This window comes from Bacteroides nordii (assembly GCF_019930665.1).
GTDB lineage: Bacteria > Bacteroidota > Bacteroidia > Bacteroidales > Bacteroidaceae > Bacteroides > Bacteroides nordii.
The window spans coordinates 3,461,508-3,481,809 of sequence record NZ_CP082886.1; the positions used below are offsets into that span (position 1 = coordinate 3,461,508).

Below are 20,302 nucleotides of genomic sequence, written 5' to 3' on the forward strand. Positions count from 1 at the left end.
AGTTCCGCCCTTTCTATATTATATACGGTTCAAAGATTACTTTTTCGTCTCCGTTTTCAATTCTATCTTTTCCTGGGCACTTTCACATTCAGCCTTCGAAGACAAGTAAAAAGCCAATATAGCATCCGCATCGGCCACTGTCTTTACACATACCTCTACCTTCAGTTCGGTATATTGTATCCCATCTTTAAACGTAATAACGCCATTCTCCGGCTTCGACAAATCCGATTCGGAAGAAACACCACCCGGCAAATCAAACCCTTTTATACCAAGCTGTTCTGCTGCTTCCTTCACTATAAACGTATTCAGATCCTCACCATTTCCATCCAGTCTCAATGAAACAGTCATTTCATCGCCGACTTTCAAAGAAGGCATGGAAGCCATATCTTTACTATAATCTTTAGTATCATCTCCAATGAAAAACCCCGTTATTTCAATAACAGGACTCTCTGCCGAGCCAGAACACGAAACTAACAGCGGTAGTAATAATGATACAAGAAGTAGCTTTTTCATGTTATGTAGTTCTCTTGATTATGCCACAAAAATACATAATATATCCGAATATGCAAAAAAAGCGTAACTTTGTAGCACAAAAATCAATAGGTATCAAAGATATGTCTCAGAAAGAAATACACTTGAAAGCCGTACTATTCGATATGGACGGCGTTCTGTTTAATTCCATGCCCTATCATGCAGAAGCTTGGCATAAAGTAATGCAGGCCCACGGACTCAATCTCAGTCGCGAAGAAGCCTATCTGCATGAAGGTCGTACCGGAGCCGGAACAATCAACATTGTCTGCCAGCGTCAATTGGGCCGGGAAGCCACTCCGGACGAAATAGAAAACATTTATCACGAGAAAAGTGAAGAGTTCAACAAATTCCCCGAACCCGAACCGATGCCGGGAGCCTGGGAGTTATTGCAAAAAATAAAAGAAGCCGGATTAGTTCCTATGGTAGTTACCGGTTCTGGCCAGCGATCACTACTGGACCGTCTCGAGCACAATTTCCCCAACACATTTCACCCGGAATTGATGGTGACAGCTTTCGACGTAAAACACGGTAAACCACACCCCGAGCCCTATCTGATGGCTCTCGAAAAAGGTGGTTTCAATGTCAACGAAGCAATAGTCATAGAAAATGCTCCACTCGGCGTACAGGCAGGGATAGCAGCCGGTATCTTCACAATAGCAGTCAATACAGGCCCGCTGGATAACAAAGTATTACTGGATGCCGGCGCAAATGCTCTGTATCCTTCCATGCAAGCTCTTTGTGATGGATGGACCACCTTTACCAACAGCTTACAAGGAAATAAAGAAGCAGATAAAAAGCGCAAATGAACTGTAGAACAATAGTAGAACATTTGCTTTATAGATAAAAATAAAAGGCTGTGCTCATTAAAAAAGCACAGCCTCAAAGTAGCTCCGAAGGGAATCAAACCCTTATCTTAGGTACCGGAAACCTACATTCTATTCGTTGAACTACAGAGCCGGGTTACATTTGCGACGACAAAAATAGATAAAAACTTCTTATCTTCCTAATCTTTCAGACATTTTTTCATTCTTCTTTCTATTCCCGCCTCCGAAAATGTGTTATTTTGAAACCGACATCAAGGAAATCTTTATCATATTGACATTCTTTTAGACGAAAAGCAATACATATTATAGATATTATTCCTATCTTTGTCGACAATTAACATATAATAAACCTATGAGTTATCTTATAAAACCTCAAAATTACAAACCTCTTCTTGACCTGAAGCAGACGGAACTTGGTATCAAACAGATAAAAGAGTTCTTTCAGATGAATCTATCGTCAGAACTGCGCTTGCGTCGTGTCACCGCTCCCCTCTTCGTACTCAAAGGGATGGGAATCAACGATGACCTGAACGGGGTAGAACGCCCTGTATCCTTCCCTATCAAGGATCTGGAAGACGCACAGGCCGAAGTTGTACACTCACTTGCCAAATGGAAAAGGTTAACACTTGCCGACTATCATATTGAACCCGGATATGGTATCTATACAGATATGAACGCCATACGTTCAGATGAAGAATTAGGCAACCTGCACTCATTATATGTAGATCAATGGGACTGGGAACGCGTCATGACAGCAGAAGAACGTAACGTAGAATTTCTCAAGGAAATCGTAAATCGCATATACGCCGCAATGATTCGCACCGAATATATGGTATACGAAATGTATCCGCAAATAAAACCTTGCCTACCGCAAAAGTTACACTTCATTCATGCAGAAGAACTCCGCCAGCTATATCCCACTCTGGAACCTAAATGCCGTGAGCATGCTATCTGCCAGAAGTATGGTGCTGTATTTATCATAGGTATCGGTTGCAAACTTGGTGACGGAAAAAAGCATGACGGACGTGCACCCGACTATGACGATTATACCACAAAAGGGCTCAATGACTTACCGGGATTAAATGGGGATCTTATGTTATGGGATGATGTTTTACAGCGTTCTATAGAATTGTCCTCCATGGGTATCCGCGTTGACAAAGAGGCTTTGTTACGCCAGGTAAAAGAAGAAAAACAAGAGCAACGCCTCGAACTCTATTTCCATAAACGTCTGTTGGACGACACTTTGCCTCTGTCTATCGGTGGTGGTATCGGCCAATCACGCCTGTGCATGTTCTACCTCCGCAAAGCTCATATCGGAGAAATCCAAGCAAGTATCTGGCCCGAAGACATGAGAAAAGAATGTGAAGCATTTGACATACACCTTATATAAAAGTATCTCATACTATGAATGTACAAATAGAAGAAAGCTGGAAAGTTCACCTCCAACCCGAATTTGAAAAAGACTATTTCCGTACACTGACAGAATTCGTGAAAAGTGAATACAGTCAATACGCCATCTATCCTCCGGGAAAGTTGATTTTTAATGCTTTTAATCTCTGTCCGTTCGACAAAGTAAAAGTAGTCATTATCGGACAAGATCCTTATCACGGTCCCGGACAGGCACATGGCCTTTGTTTCTCTGTGAACGACGGAGCACCCTTCCCGCCATCATTGATCAATATATTTAAAGAGATAAAAGCAGATATCGGTACCGATGCTCCAACTACCGGCAATCTAACACGATGGGCCGAACAAGGAGTTCTGCTACTCAATGCCACCCTGACCGTACGTGCCCACCAAGCCGGTTCACATCAACGTCGTGGCTGGGAAGAATTTACAGATGCCGCTATTCGTGTATTAGCCGAAGAGCGGGAACATCTCGTTTTTATTCTTTGGGGAGGCTATGCACAACGCAAAGGGGCGTTCATTGACCGTAATAAACACCTTGTGCTCAGCTCAGCACATCCCTCCCCCCTATCTGCCTACAATGGTTTCTTCGGAAACAAGCATTTCAGTAGAGCTAATGAATACTTAAAGACATACGGAGAAACAGAAATCGTTTGGTGACGACTTAGTCCAAAATTATAAGTTGAGAGTTGAAAATTGCCATACTGCATAATAGTACAGCAATCTTCAACTCTCAATTTTTACTTTCCTAAGAACCATAACTTCAGTTATCAATCCGTCAACTGATATACCCTCTCTTTTTCCACCTCTTTTCTCCAATCAGACCACACAGAACGAGCAATAATGCATAAATATGCACCCAAACACTATCGTTTTAGACTATTTAACACTACACTATCACACAAAAGATAGCTTTACCGATGCTTTAGAACATATTATAAAGATGTTTTAGTAACCATTTGTTATTATTACAATGTTTCTTCATAAACAAAATTGTTAGTTTCATATTTATTAATATATTTGCATTCAGAAATGGCATAATATACAAAATTAAACCTCAAGAAACTTATGATTAAAAAATTAATGTTATTATTAACATGTTTGCTGGTTGGCACAAACATAATAATAGCGCAAACCTCCAAAGTAACGGGCGTAGTAATCTCTGAAGAGGATAATTTACCGGTCGTTGGTGCCTCCGTTTCAATTATTGGTACTGATATGGGGACCATTACTGATACAGACGGCAACTTCACTTTATCAAACATTCCAAGTTCTGCACATAAAATACGAATATCATTCATCGGTTTGGCAACATACGAAGGCGAAATCAAACCCAACATGAAGGTTATCCTAAAATCGGATTCACAATTGGTTGATGAAGTTGTAGTTATCGGATACGGTACGGGCAAAAAATTAGGTTCGGTAGTAGGTTCAGTTTCTACGGTCAATAACAAAGTATTAGAAGCAAAACCAACTATGAATTTTGCAGATGCACTCCAGGGACAAGTTGCCGGTATGCAGGTATTCACTTCTTCGGGAGAACCTACAGCCACTTCTTCGATGCGAGTGCGTGGATACACCTCCCTCAATGCAGGAACCTCACCTTTATATATATTAGACGGCGCACCGGTTTCAAATGACGTTTTCACTTCTCTCAATCCAAATGATATAGAAAATGTGACGGTATTGAAAGACGCCTCTTCAACCTCTATCTACGGTGCACGTGCTGCCAATGGGGTTGTTTATATTACAACCAAGAAAGGGAAAATGAGTGAAAAGGCAAATATTACGATTCGCGGACAATACGGAATCTCCCAATTACCAGATTTCAAAAAGGACATGATGAATGCACAGGAATTTATTCAGTTTAAATTAATGTGTGACCCTTCTTTAGCTAATAATGCACAGTTTCAGGCCGATAAAGCCAAGATAGAAAAATATGGTTTAAGTATGGATTGGGCCGACTATGTATTGAGAGATAACACTCCTACTTATTCTATAGATGCGAACATAAGCGGTGCCTCAGGTTCTACAAATTATTATGTAAGCGCAGGTCATTTTGATCAGGAAGGAACCTCATTCCAATCGGGCATGACTCGCGAGAACTTCAGGGTTAATCTCAACACTAAATTGAAAGACTGGTTAAAGTTTGGAGTAAACTCCGCCATTTCCTATCAGGATTATGTAACCACTCTGGGTATCAGGGACAATAATGAAGGCGCCTGGGTTAATTCACCTCTTATATTAGCACGCACAGGCCGCCCTATCGATTTTCCTTATGAAATCATAGAGAACGAAAATGGAACATGGTCACGCGGAGAAGATTTACTATACTTACCAGGAACAGGATATACTAACCCAATGATGATTTTCCGGAATTCATCTATCAAGAATGAACGAATTTTAGGCAACCTAAACACATTCATTGAATTAACTCCGCTAAAAGGACTGACCATAAAAGGAGCACAAGCTTTTGAAGGATATATATATAAATACAGAGGAGTAAACTACCCCTGGGAAGATAATGAATTCAACGGAAATGTCTCTGAGCAGTTTCAAAGAGCAAGCAACTGGACTTTCACCAACACAGTTGAATACAAACATACATTTGCAAAGAAACATTTCATGACACTTTTAGCCGGACAAGAATCAATCATACACAATGCAGATGGCTTCTCTGCTTCTGGTAAAGGTATTGAAGATAAACGGTTAACCCAATTATCCGCCATTTCAGCTTCATCGGCAAAAGTTGACGGTGCACGTTCCGAGTATGTATTCAATTCCTACTTTTTCCGTGGAGAATATAACTATGACGAAAGATACTATCTGGACGCTTCATTCCGTAGAGATGGCTCTTCACGTTTCAGTAAAGACCATCGTTGGGCTTCTTTCTTCTCTGTTGGAGCCATGTATAATATCAAAAATGAGGTTTTCCTTAAAGACACAAAATGGTTGAATGATTTACGACTAAAAGTCAGTTATGGAACCACAGGTAATTCAGAAATAGGGAACTATGCTTCTTTAGGTATGGTAGCTGGTAGCGGCAAATATAACTATAATAATCAAAGTGGCTGGGTCATTGGCACAGTTGGTAACTCCGATTTAACATGGGAAACTTTGAAAAACTTTTCAACCGGTATATCTACCCGGGTATTCGATCGTTTGGATTTCAGTATTGAATACTATCGAAAGAAAACGGTTGATATGCTAATGGACGTACCCTTCTCACTCACTACCGGACATTCCACCGGTATGGGAAATGTAGGTACTCTCTTGAATACCGGAGTTGACCTGAATATGAATCTTGACCTTTTGAACACCAACAACTTCAGATGGAGCGTATATGCCAATTTCAACTATAATAAAACCAAAATAGAATCTCTGTTCAATGGGTTGGACGAACTGGCGTTTCCACAATATGGTTTGAAATATCAAGTAGGGCATGATCCCAATGAGTATTACTCGGTGTTATGTGCCGGAGTAGATCCCAGAGACGGTTCGCTCATGTACTACGACTTAAATGGTAATAAAACCAAGACATTCACCATGGATAACATGCAATTTACCGGAAAGAAAATGTTTGCTCCCTGTAGTGGTGGTTTCGGAACATCTTTGGGCTGGAAAGGAATAACCATGATGATAGATTTTTCATGGATAGGTGAAAGATACCTCATTAACAACGATCGCTTCTTTACAGAAAATCCAACCAATTCAAATATGGTTAACATGAATAAACGCATGCTCAGCATGTGGCAAAAACCTGGTGACATCACTGATGTACCGCGCTATGGCACTGCAAGCGAGAATTTACTTCGCACCAATTACTTTTTAGAGAATGCAGCGTTTGTCCGTTTAAAAAACCTGACTATAGCTTATGAATTACCCAAAAACATATTGAAGAAAACCAAAATCATAGAAGGAGTCAGAGTATTTGCTACCGGACGTAATCTACTCACATTCACCCAATTCTCTGGTATAGATCCGGAAATTGATTCGAACCTGGCATTAGGAGACTATCCCAACTCAAGGCAATACACAATAGGACTGGAAGTTAAATTTTAAAGAACTACAAATATATGAAAACATTAAAGTCAATTATATTAACCTCTATCTTAACACTAACACTGGTATCCTGTGATATGGACAAGTATCCTTATGACAAGATCCCTTTAGATAGTGCTGCCAAGTCATTTGCTGATTGCCAGAAATTGCGCACAGGGATGTACCGCGACTTGCGGATCATCGGAGTTTCAGTCAATGCACTGGCATCTGAAATACAAGCGGATGGCTTTATTCCGCTCTCTTACTTTGGCAATCAACTCGGAGCCATCTACCGTTGGGAAGCAAACGCCTCAGAAAGTACTTTTTCTACTGTATGGAGTAATTGCTACGTCACTATTGCCCAATGTAATTTACTCATTAAAAGCATAGAAAAACTTCAGGAGGAAGATATATTTGAGGTAAGTGAGCAACCAATAATAAAAAACTATCTCGGAGAAGCATATCTGATCCGTGCTATTGCTTACTCTCAGTTAGCTGAAAAATTCTGTGCAGCTTATGACCCGGCTACTGCAGGAAACCAATATGGTATCCCCTTGGTAGACGAATATGCTCCAACATCCGATAACACTAAATATCCTTCACGTGCTACTTTAGCTGCAACCTATGACTTTATCAAAGAAGATATCAGGTTGGCCAAAGAAAACCTAAGTGCTAAAGGAGCGCAATCATCGGAATACCTGACAGTAGATGCCCTAAGCGCATTCGAAGCACGAATAGCCTTACTAACCAAAGACTACGACACCGCCATTGAAAGCTCCGAAAGCTTACTTAAAAGTGCACGATATCCACTCATCAATAATGAAGCGAAACTCAAAGAGATGTGGAAAAATGATATTACTACGGAAGTAATCTGCCAACTATTCTGTTCTAAACAAGAATTGGCTCCTACTATTGGAAACTACTTCCTGGACGATATCAACGACAAACCGGTATTCCTCCCTTCTAAAGATGTCATCAACTCGTTCAGAGAGAAAGATATACGCATCAACTGTTATTTTGCTTTCAAAGAGATAGCTTTCTCAACAAATCAAAAACAGAGATTAATAGTCTTCACTAAATATCCCGGAAATCCGGAAATGTATGAAGGGGTTAATAACTATGTGAATAAACCCAAAATTTTCCGTATTGCAGAACAATATCTTATTACAGCCGAGGCCTATTACCTAAGAGGAGAAGCGGGTGACGAATCAATGGCCTATGATATATTATTTGAGTTAATGTCAGCTCGTGACGCCTCCATCCAATATGCACCGGTGACAGGATTGACCCTCAAAAATCTAATCCGTGCCGAACGAGAACGTGAGTTATTCGGCGAAGGATTCCGTCTTGTTGATTTAAAACGATACGGTGAAGAGTTCAGACGTCAAACACCTCAATCAGTACAACTATCCTATGAACTAGCTTTAGATCTGAATGTGAAAACGGATAACATACGTTGGGTATGGCCTATCCCTAAAGCGGAGATAGATGCTAATCCTCAAATTAAGAACCAACAAAACCCAGGTTACTAATCTCAACACATAAAATGAAACTGTTATGAATTATTTCAAATTACTAACCATATTCCTCTTATCATTTACTATGATTGCTTGTAGTAGTGATGAAGATTTTAATACCCAAGAGGCTACCGTTGAATTTCAATCGGCTGAAATTGAGGTAAAAGAGCTTACCTCTATCCTTAATCTACCCATCGTAGTAAAAGGAGAACGTAACGGACTCATAAAAGTACACGTCATCCTGAAAGAAAACAATAGCGGCTTTGAAAGTGAAAAAGCAATTCTCATAACGGAAGACCACCTATCCATTCCGATGCGGACAGAATCAGTAAATGTGGAAACCCTTCTTTCAATAGCCAACGAGCAAATAGTGCAGAATCGCTCTTTTTCAATAGCGATTGCAGATGTAGAAGGGGCAACTGCCGGTTCAATAAATACGTGCAAAATTAATATAGTAGAAAACAGTCCTATAGAAGGAAAATACTCGATGGAAGGAAAAAGCCAGCTTCCGACTCCAACCGGAGTGACAGGGTATGCATGTACTCTTACTTCTGTAGACAACACTTTCCAACAGATATATTTAGACTTTGGACACGGTGGAGCTGCTATTGCAGATGTAGAAGAAACAGGAAGTGAAGGAGAGTATAAATTGACTATAACCGCCAGCCAACCGGTAGGAATGTATAGTAATAACAGAGTCGAACTCACTCACAAACAGATATCAGGTGGTATGTGGGTTAAAACATCCGACCCTATAACAGGTATTTACAAAGACAAGGTAATCAGCTTTGAAGTTGGTCATGCTCTCGGTTTAGAAATTCCGGCTTTAAACAGTTGGTTAGGTCTTGTAGGCAGTTACACTGATGACAATGGAAAATCGGTTCCATTAAAGTTCATTAAACAATAAATAGATTACTCACAATTAAAAAAACATGCGCTTATGAAAAGATTATTACTTTTGTTGGCATTGCAATCAACAGCACTGGTGGCAATGGCCGAGGAGCCGGCAAAGCACCTCTTCTATGAAGACTTTGCAGCTGAAGAGAATTTCACCAATAATTGGGTGGTACTTGATAATAATAATGATAAATCAACCTGGCTGAATGACAGAGATAGTGAACCCGACGCAGATGGCGGAAAAGGAATAGCAAGGTATCAGTATAACAGCAAAAATGCAGCAGATGATTATCTTACTACAAAAAATCCTGTTACCCTGAAGGCCGGAGCTAATTGTATTTCTTTTTACTATCGCACATCATCGTCAACTAATTATCCTGAAAGGTTTGAAGTACTCTATGGAAAATCAAGCGACGTTACCACAATGACAGTCATAGCGTCTTTGATAGACAAAAAAACCAAGGAATGGGTTGCCAGTATCAACGACTTTGAAGTAGCAGAAGCCGGAGATTATTACTTCTCTTTTCATGCTATATCAGAAAAAAATAAAGGAAGTATCTACATAGATAATATAGCTATTGATGAAGGCAGCTTTAATGGAGTGCCGGATATTGCTTTGGAAAATCTGATACTTCCTCCTTCCGATTGTACATTGGGAAGTAGCCCTATCAAAGTAACTGTCAAAAACTTAGGAACAGGACCGATCAACGGTTTCAGCCTATATTATGAATTGGAAGATGAAGATATCAAAGTGACACAAGATTTCACAGAGGTAATAGCTCCAGATGCTTCATTGGATGTTACTTTTGCCACACCTGTTGATTTTTCATCTGTAGATCAAGGATACAATATAAAAGTAGTAGCTCAGTGCACAGGTCAAACGAATTTTGCCAATGATACGGTAGCGGGTCGTGTTATTAATCTATCACCTGCCCTATTACCGTTTGAATCCAACTTCGAGAAAGCCATTGATCTTCTAAACTGGAATCCTATAACCCCTAACGGTTGGATTTATAAGTCCGGAGCTTATAAAGCAGAAGTACCTTCTTCTTTATTATCCAGATGTATTCATATGGAACCGGGTAACTATCGCCTCAGCTTCAATTACAGTGCAGGAAGTGAACTGCTTATCGGAGGTATAAAATATGACCTGTTTAACATTACATTTGGAAAAAGTGGAAGTGATATAACTAACTGGAACGAATTAGGGAAATTCAAAGAATTTACTAATTATACTACAGTTAAGAAAGAGATAACATTTACTGTAACCGAAGAAGGTAACTATGGTATCAGCTTCAACGCAACCGAACTGTCTTATCTTGAAATATTCAGTATCAGCGTAAGTAAGATTTTGGAACATGATATTAAGGTAGAATCAATCACCAGCGAAGAGAAATATCCAAGAATGATTCCTCAATTCCACATCAAAAACACGGCACAGAAGTTTGAAGTAACTGTTGCAAACTATGGACAACAAGTTGAAAACAACATCAAACTGAACGTGAAAGCTTATGATGATGTTTTAGCAACTACCACCATCCCGACCTTGGCTGTAGGAGAAACGAAGAAGGAAACCTTCAATTTCAATCTGGACAATATAGTAAGCAGTAAAGAACAAGTACCTGCTTTCTCTGTCGAAGCTAGCATTACTCAGGATGACGACCTTACAAATAATACAGCTCAGCTTACAACGATTGTAACCGATTCTATTTATGCCTGGGATAACCCAGCCGATTTCAAATTTGGTGTAGGTAGTGGTAGTGGTCCCGTTGCATTTGGTGCAGCATTCACTATACTGAAAGAGGACGTATTGACCTCACTCAGCCTTGGTTTCATGCTTAAAGAAGAACAAGCCAACGATAAAATCACCCTGAACGTATATAAAATAAACACTAATAATAACTCAGAGATAGGAGCAACGATGGTTACCAAATCTGTACTCAGAGGTAAAGGTGGAGAAGAAATCGTTTACAAACTCCCTGAAACAAATCTTGCTCCCGGTAAATATATGTTTGAGGTAAAACAAGAAAGTGCAGTGAACATGGGATTAGTATGTGACCAATCAAAAGATGGATTAATTGCAGCATCCAAAAATGGATTCATGAGTGAACTACCGGGTTATGGTGCTCCTTATATCCGTCCAAACTTTGGAAAGAACGCTCCTACAGGTATTAAAAATAATACTACCATTAAAGCAGAGTTGTCACTTTATCCCAACCCAGCAAGTGAGCAGATCAATATCAAGACCAATGGAAGTCAGATTAAGAATATTGCAATTCATAATCTACTCGGACAAACAGTACTTACTGCTACAGGTAATGAAACATCAGAACAGAGTATGAATATCAACACACTTAGTTCAGGAACTTATCTGGTTGTAATCGCTACCGATGCAAAAACAGAAACAGTCAAACTGATCGTAAAGTAGGAATATTCTATAAATAAAAAAGCCAACCAGTCTCAGTGACTGGTTGGCTTTTTTATTTCTTTGAAATTCTATCGAATATATACTTAAAAGTAGAAGGAAATTTTTAATACCACTGTATATTACTCTGCGTCTGACTTCTTTGCTCCCACTTTAAATCCTGCAAAATACTTGCATTAGCACTAATCTTAAAGTTATAGTATTTCCAACGTCCGAAAGGAGAGAGACTTGCTGACATATTGAAACAGTGTAAGTCGCGAGAAATAGTCATTGACGTCTGAGTTACTTCTTTCGCCTGAAAATCGTAACCGGTACTAAAAGACACCTGCCAGTTATTTGAAAGCTTGATATTACCAGAGGCATTAATATTGTGCGTATAAGAAAACGGATAGCGCATTGAATGCACATTAATAGGTTTGCTCTGATCTTCACGAATATTAAATGAATAGTTCACACTCAAAGACCATGGCATCTTGAACACCTGATAACCATCAGCGTCCGCCTGTGCTTTCTCCACCTTTTTTGTGGTTCCGGTATCATTTCCAGCATCCATATCTTCGCTATCTTCCCCATTCTGATCCTTGTCTTTATCCTTCTGATCCTTGTCGTCTTTAGGACCAAACCACTTCTTCCAGGTTTCATTATTGAAAGTATAATTAAATGAAGATCCCCAACCGGAAAAACGTCCGAAACGTCCGTAAGACCATTCTGTACGGTCACCAGTCACAACCCTACCATCTTTATCAAACGTATAGGCATATGTAGCAAATGTAGAATTCAGATTGAAAGTATAGTTTTTCGTCAGTTTTAAGCGTAGACGCAAAGTAAGATCACTCCACGGTCTCTTCTCAGCAGCCATATTATAAGAAATATAACCTCCTAATTCATCGATCAGACTTATCTTTTTAATAGAGTCATTCCGGTCTTTAAACTTCATCTCTATATTGTTCGACAAATCAAAAGTCACTGTCCCCTGTTTCTCACGTGGTGCCGTACCGAACTGCTGACTGGTATAAGGAGAAAAATACGACATATTTCCATTGGCATCTTCATGTTCCTGCCAATACTTCCCAAACCCCGGTGCACCGCTCACACTTACCTGCGGAGTAACAACATGACGAATCTGTATCTCTTTCTTCTTCATAAAAATAGGCTTATACATACCATAAAGTTTGGTACTCAACCCCAAAGAGAAATTATAATTGGACACGCGGTTAAAACCATAAATAGTATCGGTAGCTACCCACTGACGCTTTTCTTCATCGTAATAATTATCAGTCTTGTGAGTATACCAACGTTCTGTATAATTGAATGACGGGGTCAGATTGAAATATTTGAAAAGGGTAAATGTAGCACTTACTGGTATGGTGTGCTGCATAGCATTTTTCCAATCCTTTATCAGATTTGATTTAAACAACCGATCATCTTTAGTTGTGATAGAATTTGTCAAACGACCGGTATATTGGAATGAAATTTTTTCATACCAACGCTCTGCACCTACTGCTTTTTTTCTCTTGAATGGGAAACGACGAGTCAATGAAATATTAAGATCAGGCAATGTCACTGCAATAGAAGAATCTCTCATAGTCTGCGAGATATTAGTAGTCCCCGACAATGTCAGACCAATATCTGGAAATGTACGTGAGTAACTGATACTTGATGTCTTCGTATTTTGAGTCAGCAACTGAGAATTGTATAAGTTACCAATGTTGGTACGCTCATAACTACTAGTTGAAAAATTTACACTCGCCGAGAAAGTAGCATTAGGGTTTGCTTTAGGATCCTGTCGGTGACTCCATACAATCTTAAAGTCTTTTGATACCGAATAGTCCGGCATATTCTTATCTCCCGTCTTTGTCACTTGATAATCGGCCATCAAAGAACCGGAAAACTTATAACGCTTGTTGTAATTCGTCTCCAACCCTAACCTCCACGAACCTTTCGTAAAGATATCACCTGTTAATTTCAAATCCATCAAATCACTGATAGCAAAGTAATATCCTCCATCCGATAGACCAAATCCACGGGCAGAATCATCAAGAACAGTAGGCATAATAAACCCAGAAGAATAACTACTGGAAAAGGGAAAGAAGAAAAAGGGTACAGCCAATGGTAACGGTACATCTTCCACCACCAGATAAGCAGGCCCCGTTACCACATTCTTTTTCGGACGGACTTTAGCTTTTGTTAGTTGAAGATAAAAGTGAGGATGATCATGATGATCACAGGTAGTATACCTACCATTCTGCATAAACAGTTCATCATCAGCGCCTTTCTTTGCATTATTACCGGTTACATATCCTTCACCCTGCTGACTGACAACGTTATTAATATATCCTTTTTTACTCTTAAAGTTGTAACGGATAGCCTCCGTATCATAAGAAGTATCACCGTCTTTAAAAACAGGCTTTCCGGTTTCTACTCCCAGTGAATCTTTCACACCACGAGCATACACCGTACTACTGTCCATATTCATGGTGATAATTTGTGCTCCCAACTCTACCTTCTGATAGTTTACCTTCCCATCTCCATAAAGATGAGCATATCCTCCTTCTTCAAAAACAATGGAATCGTTTGCAGAATAAATCACCGGAGCATCCAGTGGCTGTTTCTTAATGGGTTTAGCAACAACAGAATCTGTTCTGACCGAGTCAGTCGTCAAAGAATCTGCATTCAGAGCTGCCGGAGGGTTAAATGTCTCTACACCTCCTTCTACTCCCCTGTTTCGGCGACGTTGAGACATGGCCTCATCAGGAAGCACCAGTAAGACAAACAGTAGTATAAATGATATTAATGTATTTGCTTTCAATGGCGTCATTAACTAATAGTTTACGCTTGAAGGGGCAAAAGTACACAATCTTCATCAATTATACATCGGAATCTCTCTTTTTAATTATTTTTTAGTGCTACAAGAATAGCTCACACCAGCGATTGAAACGGCTCAATCCCTCCTCTCCATACTTCGCAATGCTTTTCCGGGCACCTTCTACCGTTTTTTCTCTGTCAAGATGGGTCTTTGAGTAGAATTTATCCGCAAAACATATTACCTGTTCTTCCATACTCACAGGAAGCATTTCGCGATGAGGAATCGGAAGCTGCTGACGAAGAATTTCCTTCAATGAAAGCCCGGCACCCGTATGTCTTTCACATACCAAAGCATGCAACGGAAAACCTTCTTTACGCATTAAATCCGCTCCCAGATAGCCATGGCAGATGTAAGGTTCTGTACCAAAACAATAAATAGGAGCAGCATCCGTCAGAAAGATACCAAGATCATGAAGCATGCCTGCTTCATAAAGAAATGTTTCATCAAGATTTAACTCCGGATGCCGCGCAGCTATCCACAGTGCTTTGTCGGCCACCGACTGGCTGTGTACTAATAAAATATGTTTCAATTCATTATCCTGCGGATAGTATTTATCAATTATATCAATCGGATTCATAACTTCACCTATTATAACTTGTAATAATCAATACAAATAGATATTTTTGTGCAATATTACTAAAAAATACCGAGATGCACCGAAAAATAATCTTCATTCTCACCAGCCTGTTTATCGGCATTAGCACCCTCTTTGCAGAAGGCACTCTCGTTACCGGAGCAGAACGTACCGAAGAATACCTGCCACTGCTGAAAGGGAAACGGGTAGGAATGGTAGTTAACCACACCTCCATTGTTGGTGAAGAACAAACCTGCCTGCTCGATACCCTTTTACAACTAAACATTAATGTAGTGAAAGTGTTCGCCCCGGAACACGGCTTCCGTGGCAATGCTGACGCAGGTGAAACGATAAAAGACGGAAAAGACAGTCGGACAGGAACTCCCCTCATCTCACTCTATGGGAATAATAAAAAGCCTACCATGCAACAATTGCAGGATATAGATATTATTATATTCGACATACAAGATGTAGGAGCACGATTCTATACCTATATCAGTACAATGTTTTATGTAATGGAGGCTTGCGCTGAGAATGGGAAAGAGATGATTGTACTTGATCGGCCCAATCCTTGCGACTATATAGATGGCCCCATTCTTCGTCCTGCTTTCCGTAGTTTTGTAGGTATATTGCCTATCCCTATACTCCACGGTTGTACCATTGGCGAACTGGCTCTCATGATAAATGGTGAAGGGTGGATAAATAAAACCCCGGACGCTTGCCGGTTGACAGTCATTCCCATGACGGGCTGGGAACACGGCCAACCTTATTCTCTTCCCATTAAGCCCTCGCCTAATCTGCCCAATGATCAGGCTATACGGTTATACGCTTCTCTCTGTCCGTTTGAAGCAACCCGTATCAGTGTGGGGCGGGGTACAACCTTCCCATTTCAGGTGCTCGGTGCACCGGATAAAAAGTATGGTGACTTTACATTCACTCCGCATTCACTACCCGGTTTTGACAAGAATCCCATGCACAAAGACCAACTGTGTTATGGAGAAGATTTAAGAAGAGTTGCCAATATAGATGGATTCACTCTACGTTACTTCCTGCGCTTTTACTGGAAATCAAATGCCGGGGGCGCATTCTTCGACCGGGCACGCTGGTTCGATCTTCTAATGGGTACAGATACTGTACGTAAAGAGATTTTAGCAGGAAAAAGTGAAACAGAAATACGGGCAGGATGGAAGACGGAACTGCAAAAGTACAAAGAAATGCGGGAAAAGTATCTACTATATTGATTCGGAACACGAATGTTTCATCTTGTTTCAATCCTTTGAGAAAATATTCTCAACGCATTGAAACTAAATTCTCACCGTATTGAGAAATCTTTCTCAATAGGTTGAAACAAAATTCTCAACTTAATGAAACAAAGCGAAACCTTAAAGGACAGCATATACTCCCTCCCATCAAACAATTAATAAACAACAATTATAGACACATAGCAATATGGAAACAATTCAAATACAATACTATCAATCCATATGCGGGAAGTTAATACTTAGATCTTTTGAAGAGAAGCTCTGCATGTGCGATTGGATGAATGAGGAACGTAGAGCAGTAATTGACAAACGACTACAGAACACACTACATGCTAAATATGAAATAGGAAATTCTGAAATAATAACGGAAGCAATGGCGCAATTAGATGAATATTTCTCTCGAAAAAGAACTGCATTTGATATTCCATTAGCCTTTATCGGAACAGACTTTCAAAAAGCCGTATGGAATGAATTACTTAATATTCCTTACGGAACAACCATATCTTACGCAAAACTATCGCAAAGATTAAACAATCCTAAGGCCATCCGTGCAGTAGCAGCAGCCAATGGTGCAAATCCCATTTCCATATTTGTCCCTTGCCACCGTGTTATTGGCAGCAATCACAAATTAACCGGATATGGTGGTGGGCTCGCAGCCAAAAAGATATTATTAGAATTAGAAGCAGGCATAAAATACCTACTGTAAGAATCACTATCCATTGCCCATGTAGACAATATCGCAATGCTTTCAGGTAGATTTCGTATAATACTTTTTCTCACATCAGCCCAAGCGGACTCTCTAACATTAAAATGTTTTGTCTGCAACAAATGCTGCTCCAGGATACACCTAAAATTGGTAACGTCATTTATTAAATGATAAAACGTATATCTGCTTTTCCGAATTATCATTAAAGGCTTCTTCTTCAAAACTTCCAAACTTGTGAAGAACATTAAATCCAGCGCATTCCAGATATAAATCTAATTCTTGAGGAAAAAACAATCTCATATCCATATTTTGGATTGAATGAAACTCACCATTTATAAAATAATGCCATTCGATACGATTTATTTGGGTTGCGCTTTCATAATGCATTATTTGTTTTATCAATACTTTTCTTCCATCGCTGGTTGTGTATTCAGCAACTACTTTTTGTTCTTTTTCGCCTTCAACAATATATTGAATATTAGGGTTAAAGCAATCAAGCAAAAATAAACCCCCTTCTTTGAGATGACTCTCAACCCTCTTTAACGCCTTAAATAAATCTTCATTTCTATATAAATGATGGATTGAATTGAATGGGATAAAAATAAAATCAAATTTTTCCTGCAAGTTTAATGTTCTAATATCTGCTTCAATGAAATTAATCTCTAATCCTGCTTCAGAAGCTTTTGCCTTTGCCTGTTCAAGCATGGATGAAGTGTAATCAACCCCACAAATATTGTATCCATCCTTTGCTATCGGAAGCGTAAGTCTGCCTGTGCCACAGCAGAGTTCAAGTATCCTCCTATCATCCTTATTTTCCGGCAACCACTTTTTGTAAAATTGCAAATCAGACAGGAAGGTGTTTAATCCATCATAAATATTTGCGTCATAAATCAAATCACCTACCTTATAATCTGCATTCATCTTGTCTCCCATATTATAAACAATTAACTATCAAAAATTTACACTTACTATTCAATCTCTTTCTTTCTCTTTTTCCACAACTGATAGCTATTGATAATGTTCTGCCACAAAACATAACTTCCCGGAGCAACGGAAGAAAGAGGGTTCAAATATGTGTGAGCCATCCAAATAGCTAAAATGGTATTCTTTTGCCCCAACGCCTGACCGCCACTAATGCGATCATTATACAAACTACCGAGTGTTTTTCCAAAAAAGAATTGCAGACAGCAAACTACCAAAGCTGCGAGAGCAATCATGATTTCAGTTATCCCATCTGCCGGATCATTAATTAAAGAAGAGAGAGTCTGTGCAGTAACAATAGCAAGAGATACAGCCCAAAGATAGAATGCCAGTTCATGATAATTCAACAACGTACGGTGTACGCGAGGTACAAAACGTTGTAAAAACCATGCAACTAAAAAAGGACAAATCAATAAAGGAAAAACTTTACTCAATATCAACAAAAACGAATCAAAAAAACTAATATCAGCATGCGCCTCAATCAATGGAAACAAAACCGGAACAGCAATAGCAGTACCAATATTACCAATCAATGTATAAGTAGTCAAACTGGCAGCACTCCCACCCAATTTGGAAGTAATAACAGCAGCCGCAGTAGCTGTAGGGCAAATAACACAAACCATTGCTCCTTCTGCTACAATTTTATTAAAACGGAAAAAGAGTAAATAAACAGCAATAGCCCCAAAAATCTGAATCAAAAGTAACCATAAATGTAGAGGCTTCGGCTTTAAATCACGAGGAGACACCTTACAAAAAGTGAGTAGTAACATGGTAAAAATAAGTACCGGAGTCAAGAAAGAAAGAGTGATAAATAATGGATAACCAATGGCCCCCACCAACATGGCAATGGGCAACGTCCAATTCTTCAGGAACTTAAGCATCGCTATATCATTTATAATTTCAAAACACAAAGTAACAACGAATCATGGAAATAAACCCATGAAATATGGAAAAAAATACAAAACTTAATAGTGAATAGTAAGTTTTCAGCAAAATTCTGCTACATTTGCATCGTCATTCCAATAAAATGAGACGTCATAGATACTACATATTATATACATTCATTTGCCTTTGGCTACTTAGCTCCCCGCTTTGTATCAGTAATTCATGGGCAAAAGACTTTGTTGTCGTAATTGACGCCGGGCATGGCGGGCATGATCCTGGAGCCGTAGGTAAGATTTCTAAAGAAAAGAATATCAACCTGAACGTTGCATTAAAACTGGGAAACATGATCAAAAAGAACTGTGATGACGTGAAAGTAATCTTTACCCGCACTAAAGATGTATTTATCCCACTGAATCGTCGTGCAGAAATAGCTAATAATGCCAAAGCCGACCTGTTTATTTCCATACATACCAATGCATTAGCCAATAATCGCACCGCTAAAGGCGCATCAACCTGGACGCTCGGTCTTGCCAAATCGGACGCTAACCTCGCTGTTGCACAACGTGAGAATTCAGTAATCCTTTACGAAAGTGATTATAAAACCCGTTATGCCGGCTTTAACCCCAACTCGGCTGAGTCGTATATCATCTTTGAATTTATGCAGGATAAATATATGGAGCAAAGTGTACATTTGGCTTCCCTGATACAAAAACAATTCCGCCATACCTGCAAGCGTGTAGATCGCGGAGTACACCAAGCCGGATTTCTTGTACTAAAAGCAAGCGCTATGCCAAGTATTCTGGTAGAACTGGGTTTTATTTCAACTCCTGAAGAAGAGCGCTATCTCAACTCCGAAGAAGGAACCGGTACATTAGCTAAAGGAATCTATCGTGCTTTTCTTACTTATAAAAAAGAACATGAGATTCGTCTGACAGGTGTCAGCCGTACCATCATCCCTGATGATGAAGAGATGTCTGAGAACGAACTGGCAGCCCAACAGCCTAAAGAAGAAAAACCAGACAGTGCACCAGACCAAACGGAGTTGGTAGCACAAGCCAAACCACAGCAACGTCCTATCACAGTAGAAAGTGCAACAAATAGTGGAGAAATAACGTTTAAAATACAGATACTAACTTCGTCAAGTCCGCTGACCAAAAACGATAAACGTTTAAAGGGATTGAAAGACGTAGATTATTATAAAGAAAAAGGATTGTATAAGTACACTTATGGAGCCTCAACCGATTATAATAAAGTATTAAGAAATAAACGTGCTATTACAGATAAGTTTAAGGATGCTTTTATTATAGCTTTCCGGGATGGAGAAAAAATGAATATTAACGCAGCAATTGCAGAGTTTAAAAAGAAACGAAATAAATAGAGAACAGA

15 protein-coding genes and 1 tRNA gene are annotated in these 20,302 nt (G+C 39.5%); 10 read left to right on the forward strand and 6 right to left on the reverse strand.

The window, feature by feature from the left end; genetic code table 11:
• Positions 1-36: 36 nt before the first annotated feature.
• Entirely contained in the window at positions 37-513 is a 477-nt protein-coding gene (locus K8P02_RS13630; protein WP_025866719.1) for a DUF5035 family protein, read from the reverse strand.
• Positions 514-614: 101 nt separating this feature from the next.
• On the opposite strand from K8P02_RS13630, the gene K8P02_RS13635 reads away from it, so the two are divergent.
• The gene (locus tag K8P02_RS13635; protein ID WP_025866718.1) at positions 615-1,337 is read left to right on the forward strand and encodes an HAD family hydrolase; all 723 of its coding nucleotides are present in this window, start codon (positions 615-617) and stop codon (positions 1,335-1,337) included.
• 79 nt (positions 1,338-1,416) lie between these two features.
• Here K8P02_RS13635 and K8P02_RS13640 read toward each other — a convergent pair.
• Positions 1,417-1,488 (reverse strand) — tRNA-Arg (locus K8P02_RS13640).
• A 219-nt stretch (positions 1,489-1,707) separates the two neighbouring features.
• Here K8P02_RS13640 and asnA point away from each other — a divergent pair.
• The 6 genes from asnA (at position 1,708) to K8P02_RS13670 (ending at position 11,645) form a co-directional block, all read left to right on the forward strand.
• Positions 1,708-2,745, forward strand: coding sequence for an aspartate--ammonia ligase (gene asnA / locus K8P02_RS13645; RefSeq protein ID WP_007486978.1), 1,038 nt, complete (start codon positions 1,708-1,710; stop codon positions 2,743-2,745).
• Positions 2,746-2,759: 14 nt separating this feature from the next.
• Complete coding sequence (locus K8P02_RS13650) at positions 2,760-3,422, forward strand: uracil-DNA glycosylase (RefSeq protein WP_025866717.1); 663 nt, start codon at positions 2,760-2,762, stop codon at positions 3,420-3,422.
• A gap of 408 nt (positions 3,423-3,830) precedes the next feature.
• Entirely contained in the window at positions 3,831-6,824 is a 2,994-nt protein-coding gene (locus K8P02_RS13655; protein WP_025866716.1) for a SusC/RagA family TonB-linked outer membrane protein, read from the forward strand.
• A gap of 14 nt (positions 6,825-6,838) precedes the next feature.
• Positions 6,839-8,335 carry a RagB/SusD family nutrient uptake outer membrane protein gene (locus tag K8P02_RS13660; RefSeq protein WP_025866715.1) on the forward strand — a complete coding sequence of 499 codons (1,497 nt, stop codon included), beginning with the start codon at positions 6,839-6,841 and terminating at the stop codon, positions 8,333-8,335.
• A gap of 25 nt (positions 8,336-8,360) precedes the next feature.
• Complete coding sequence (locus K8P02_RS13665; RefSeq protein ID WP_025866714.1) at positions 8,361-9,227, forward strand: hypothetical protein; 867 nt, start codon at positions 8,361-8,363, stop codon at positions 9,225-9,227.
• Positions 9,228-9,260: 33 nt separating this feature from the next.
• Positions 9,261-11,645, forward strand: coding sequence for a T9SS-dependent choice-of-anchor J family protein (locus K8P02_RS13670; protein WP_025866713.1), 2,385 nt, complete (start codon positions 9,261-9,263; stop codon positions 11,643-11,645).
• 103 nt (positions 11,646-11,748) lie between these two features.
• Here the strand turns inward: K8P02_RS13670 and K8P02_RS13675 are convergent, their stop codons facing one another.
• Together K8P02_RS13675 and K8P02_RS13680 are read right to left on the reverse strand one after the other, a co-directional pair.
• Positions 11,749-14,460 carry a putative LPS assembly protein LptD gene (locus K8P02_RS13675; protein ID WP_007486968.1) on the reverse strand — a complete coding sequence of 904 codons (2,712 nt, stop codon included), beginning with the start codon at positions 14,458-14,460 and terminating at the stop codon, positions 11,749-11,751.
• 88 nt (positions 14,461-14,548) lie between these two features.
• Positions 14,549-15,085, reverse strand: a complete 537-nt coding sequence (locus K8P02_RS13680) for an HD domain-containing protein (RefSeq protein ID WP_002562516.1) — start codon at positions 15,083-15,085, stop codon at positions 14,549-14,551.
• Positions 15,086-15,159: 74 nt separating this feature from the next.
• On the opposite strand from K8P02_RS13680, the gene K8P02_RS13685 reads away from it, so the two are divergent.
• Together K8P02_RS13685 and K8P02_RS13690 are read left to right on the forward strand one after the other, a co-directional pair.
• A complete protein-coding gene (locus K8P02_RS13685; protein WP_025866712.1) occupies positions 15,160-16,323 on the forward strand; it encodes an exo-beta-N-acetylmuramidase NamZ family protein in 1,164 nt (387 codons plus the stop codon).
• Between the two features lie 208 nt (positions 16,324-16,531).
• Entirely contained in the window at positions 16,532-17,050 is a 519-nt protein-coding gene (locus K8P02_RS13690; protein WP_025866711.1) for a methylated-DNA--[protein]-cysteine S-methyltransferase, read from the forward strand.
• A gap of 156 nt (positions 17,051-17,206) precedes the next feature.
• Here the strand turns inward: K8P02_RS13690 and K8P02_RS13695 are convergent, their stop codons facing one another.
• Together K8P02_RS13695 and K8P02_RS13700 are read right to left on the reverse strand one after the other, a co-directional pair.
• Positions 17,207-17,971 (reverse strand): class I SAM-dependent methyltransferase, encoded by a 765-nt coding sequence (locus K8P02_RS13695; protein WP_025866710.1) that lies wholly within the window; start codon positions 17,969-17,971, stop codon positions 17,207-17,209.
• 47 nt (positions 17,972-18,018) lie between these two features.
• The gene (locus K8P02_RS13700) at positions 18,019-18,912 is read right to left on the reverse strand and encodes a bile acid:sodium symporter family protein (RefSeq protein WP_002562520.1); all 894 of its coding nucleotides are present in this window, start codon (positions 18,910-18,912) and stop codon (positions 18,019-18,021) included.
• A gap of 146 nt (positions 18,913-19,058) precedes the next feature.
• On the opposite strand from K8P02_RS13700, the gene K8P02_RS13705 reads away from it, so the two are divergent.
• On the forward strand, positions 19,059-20,294 hold the full coding sequence (locus K8P02_RS13705; RefSeq protein ID WP_025866709.1) for an N-acetylmuramoyl-L-alanine amidase family protein: 1,236 nt from the start codon (positions 19,059-19,061) through the stop codon (positions 20,292-20,294).
• The last annotated feature ends 8 nt before the right edge of the window (positions 20,295-20,302 follow it).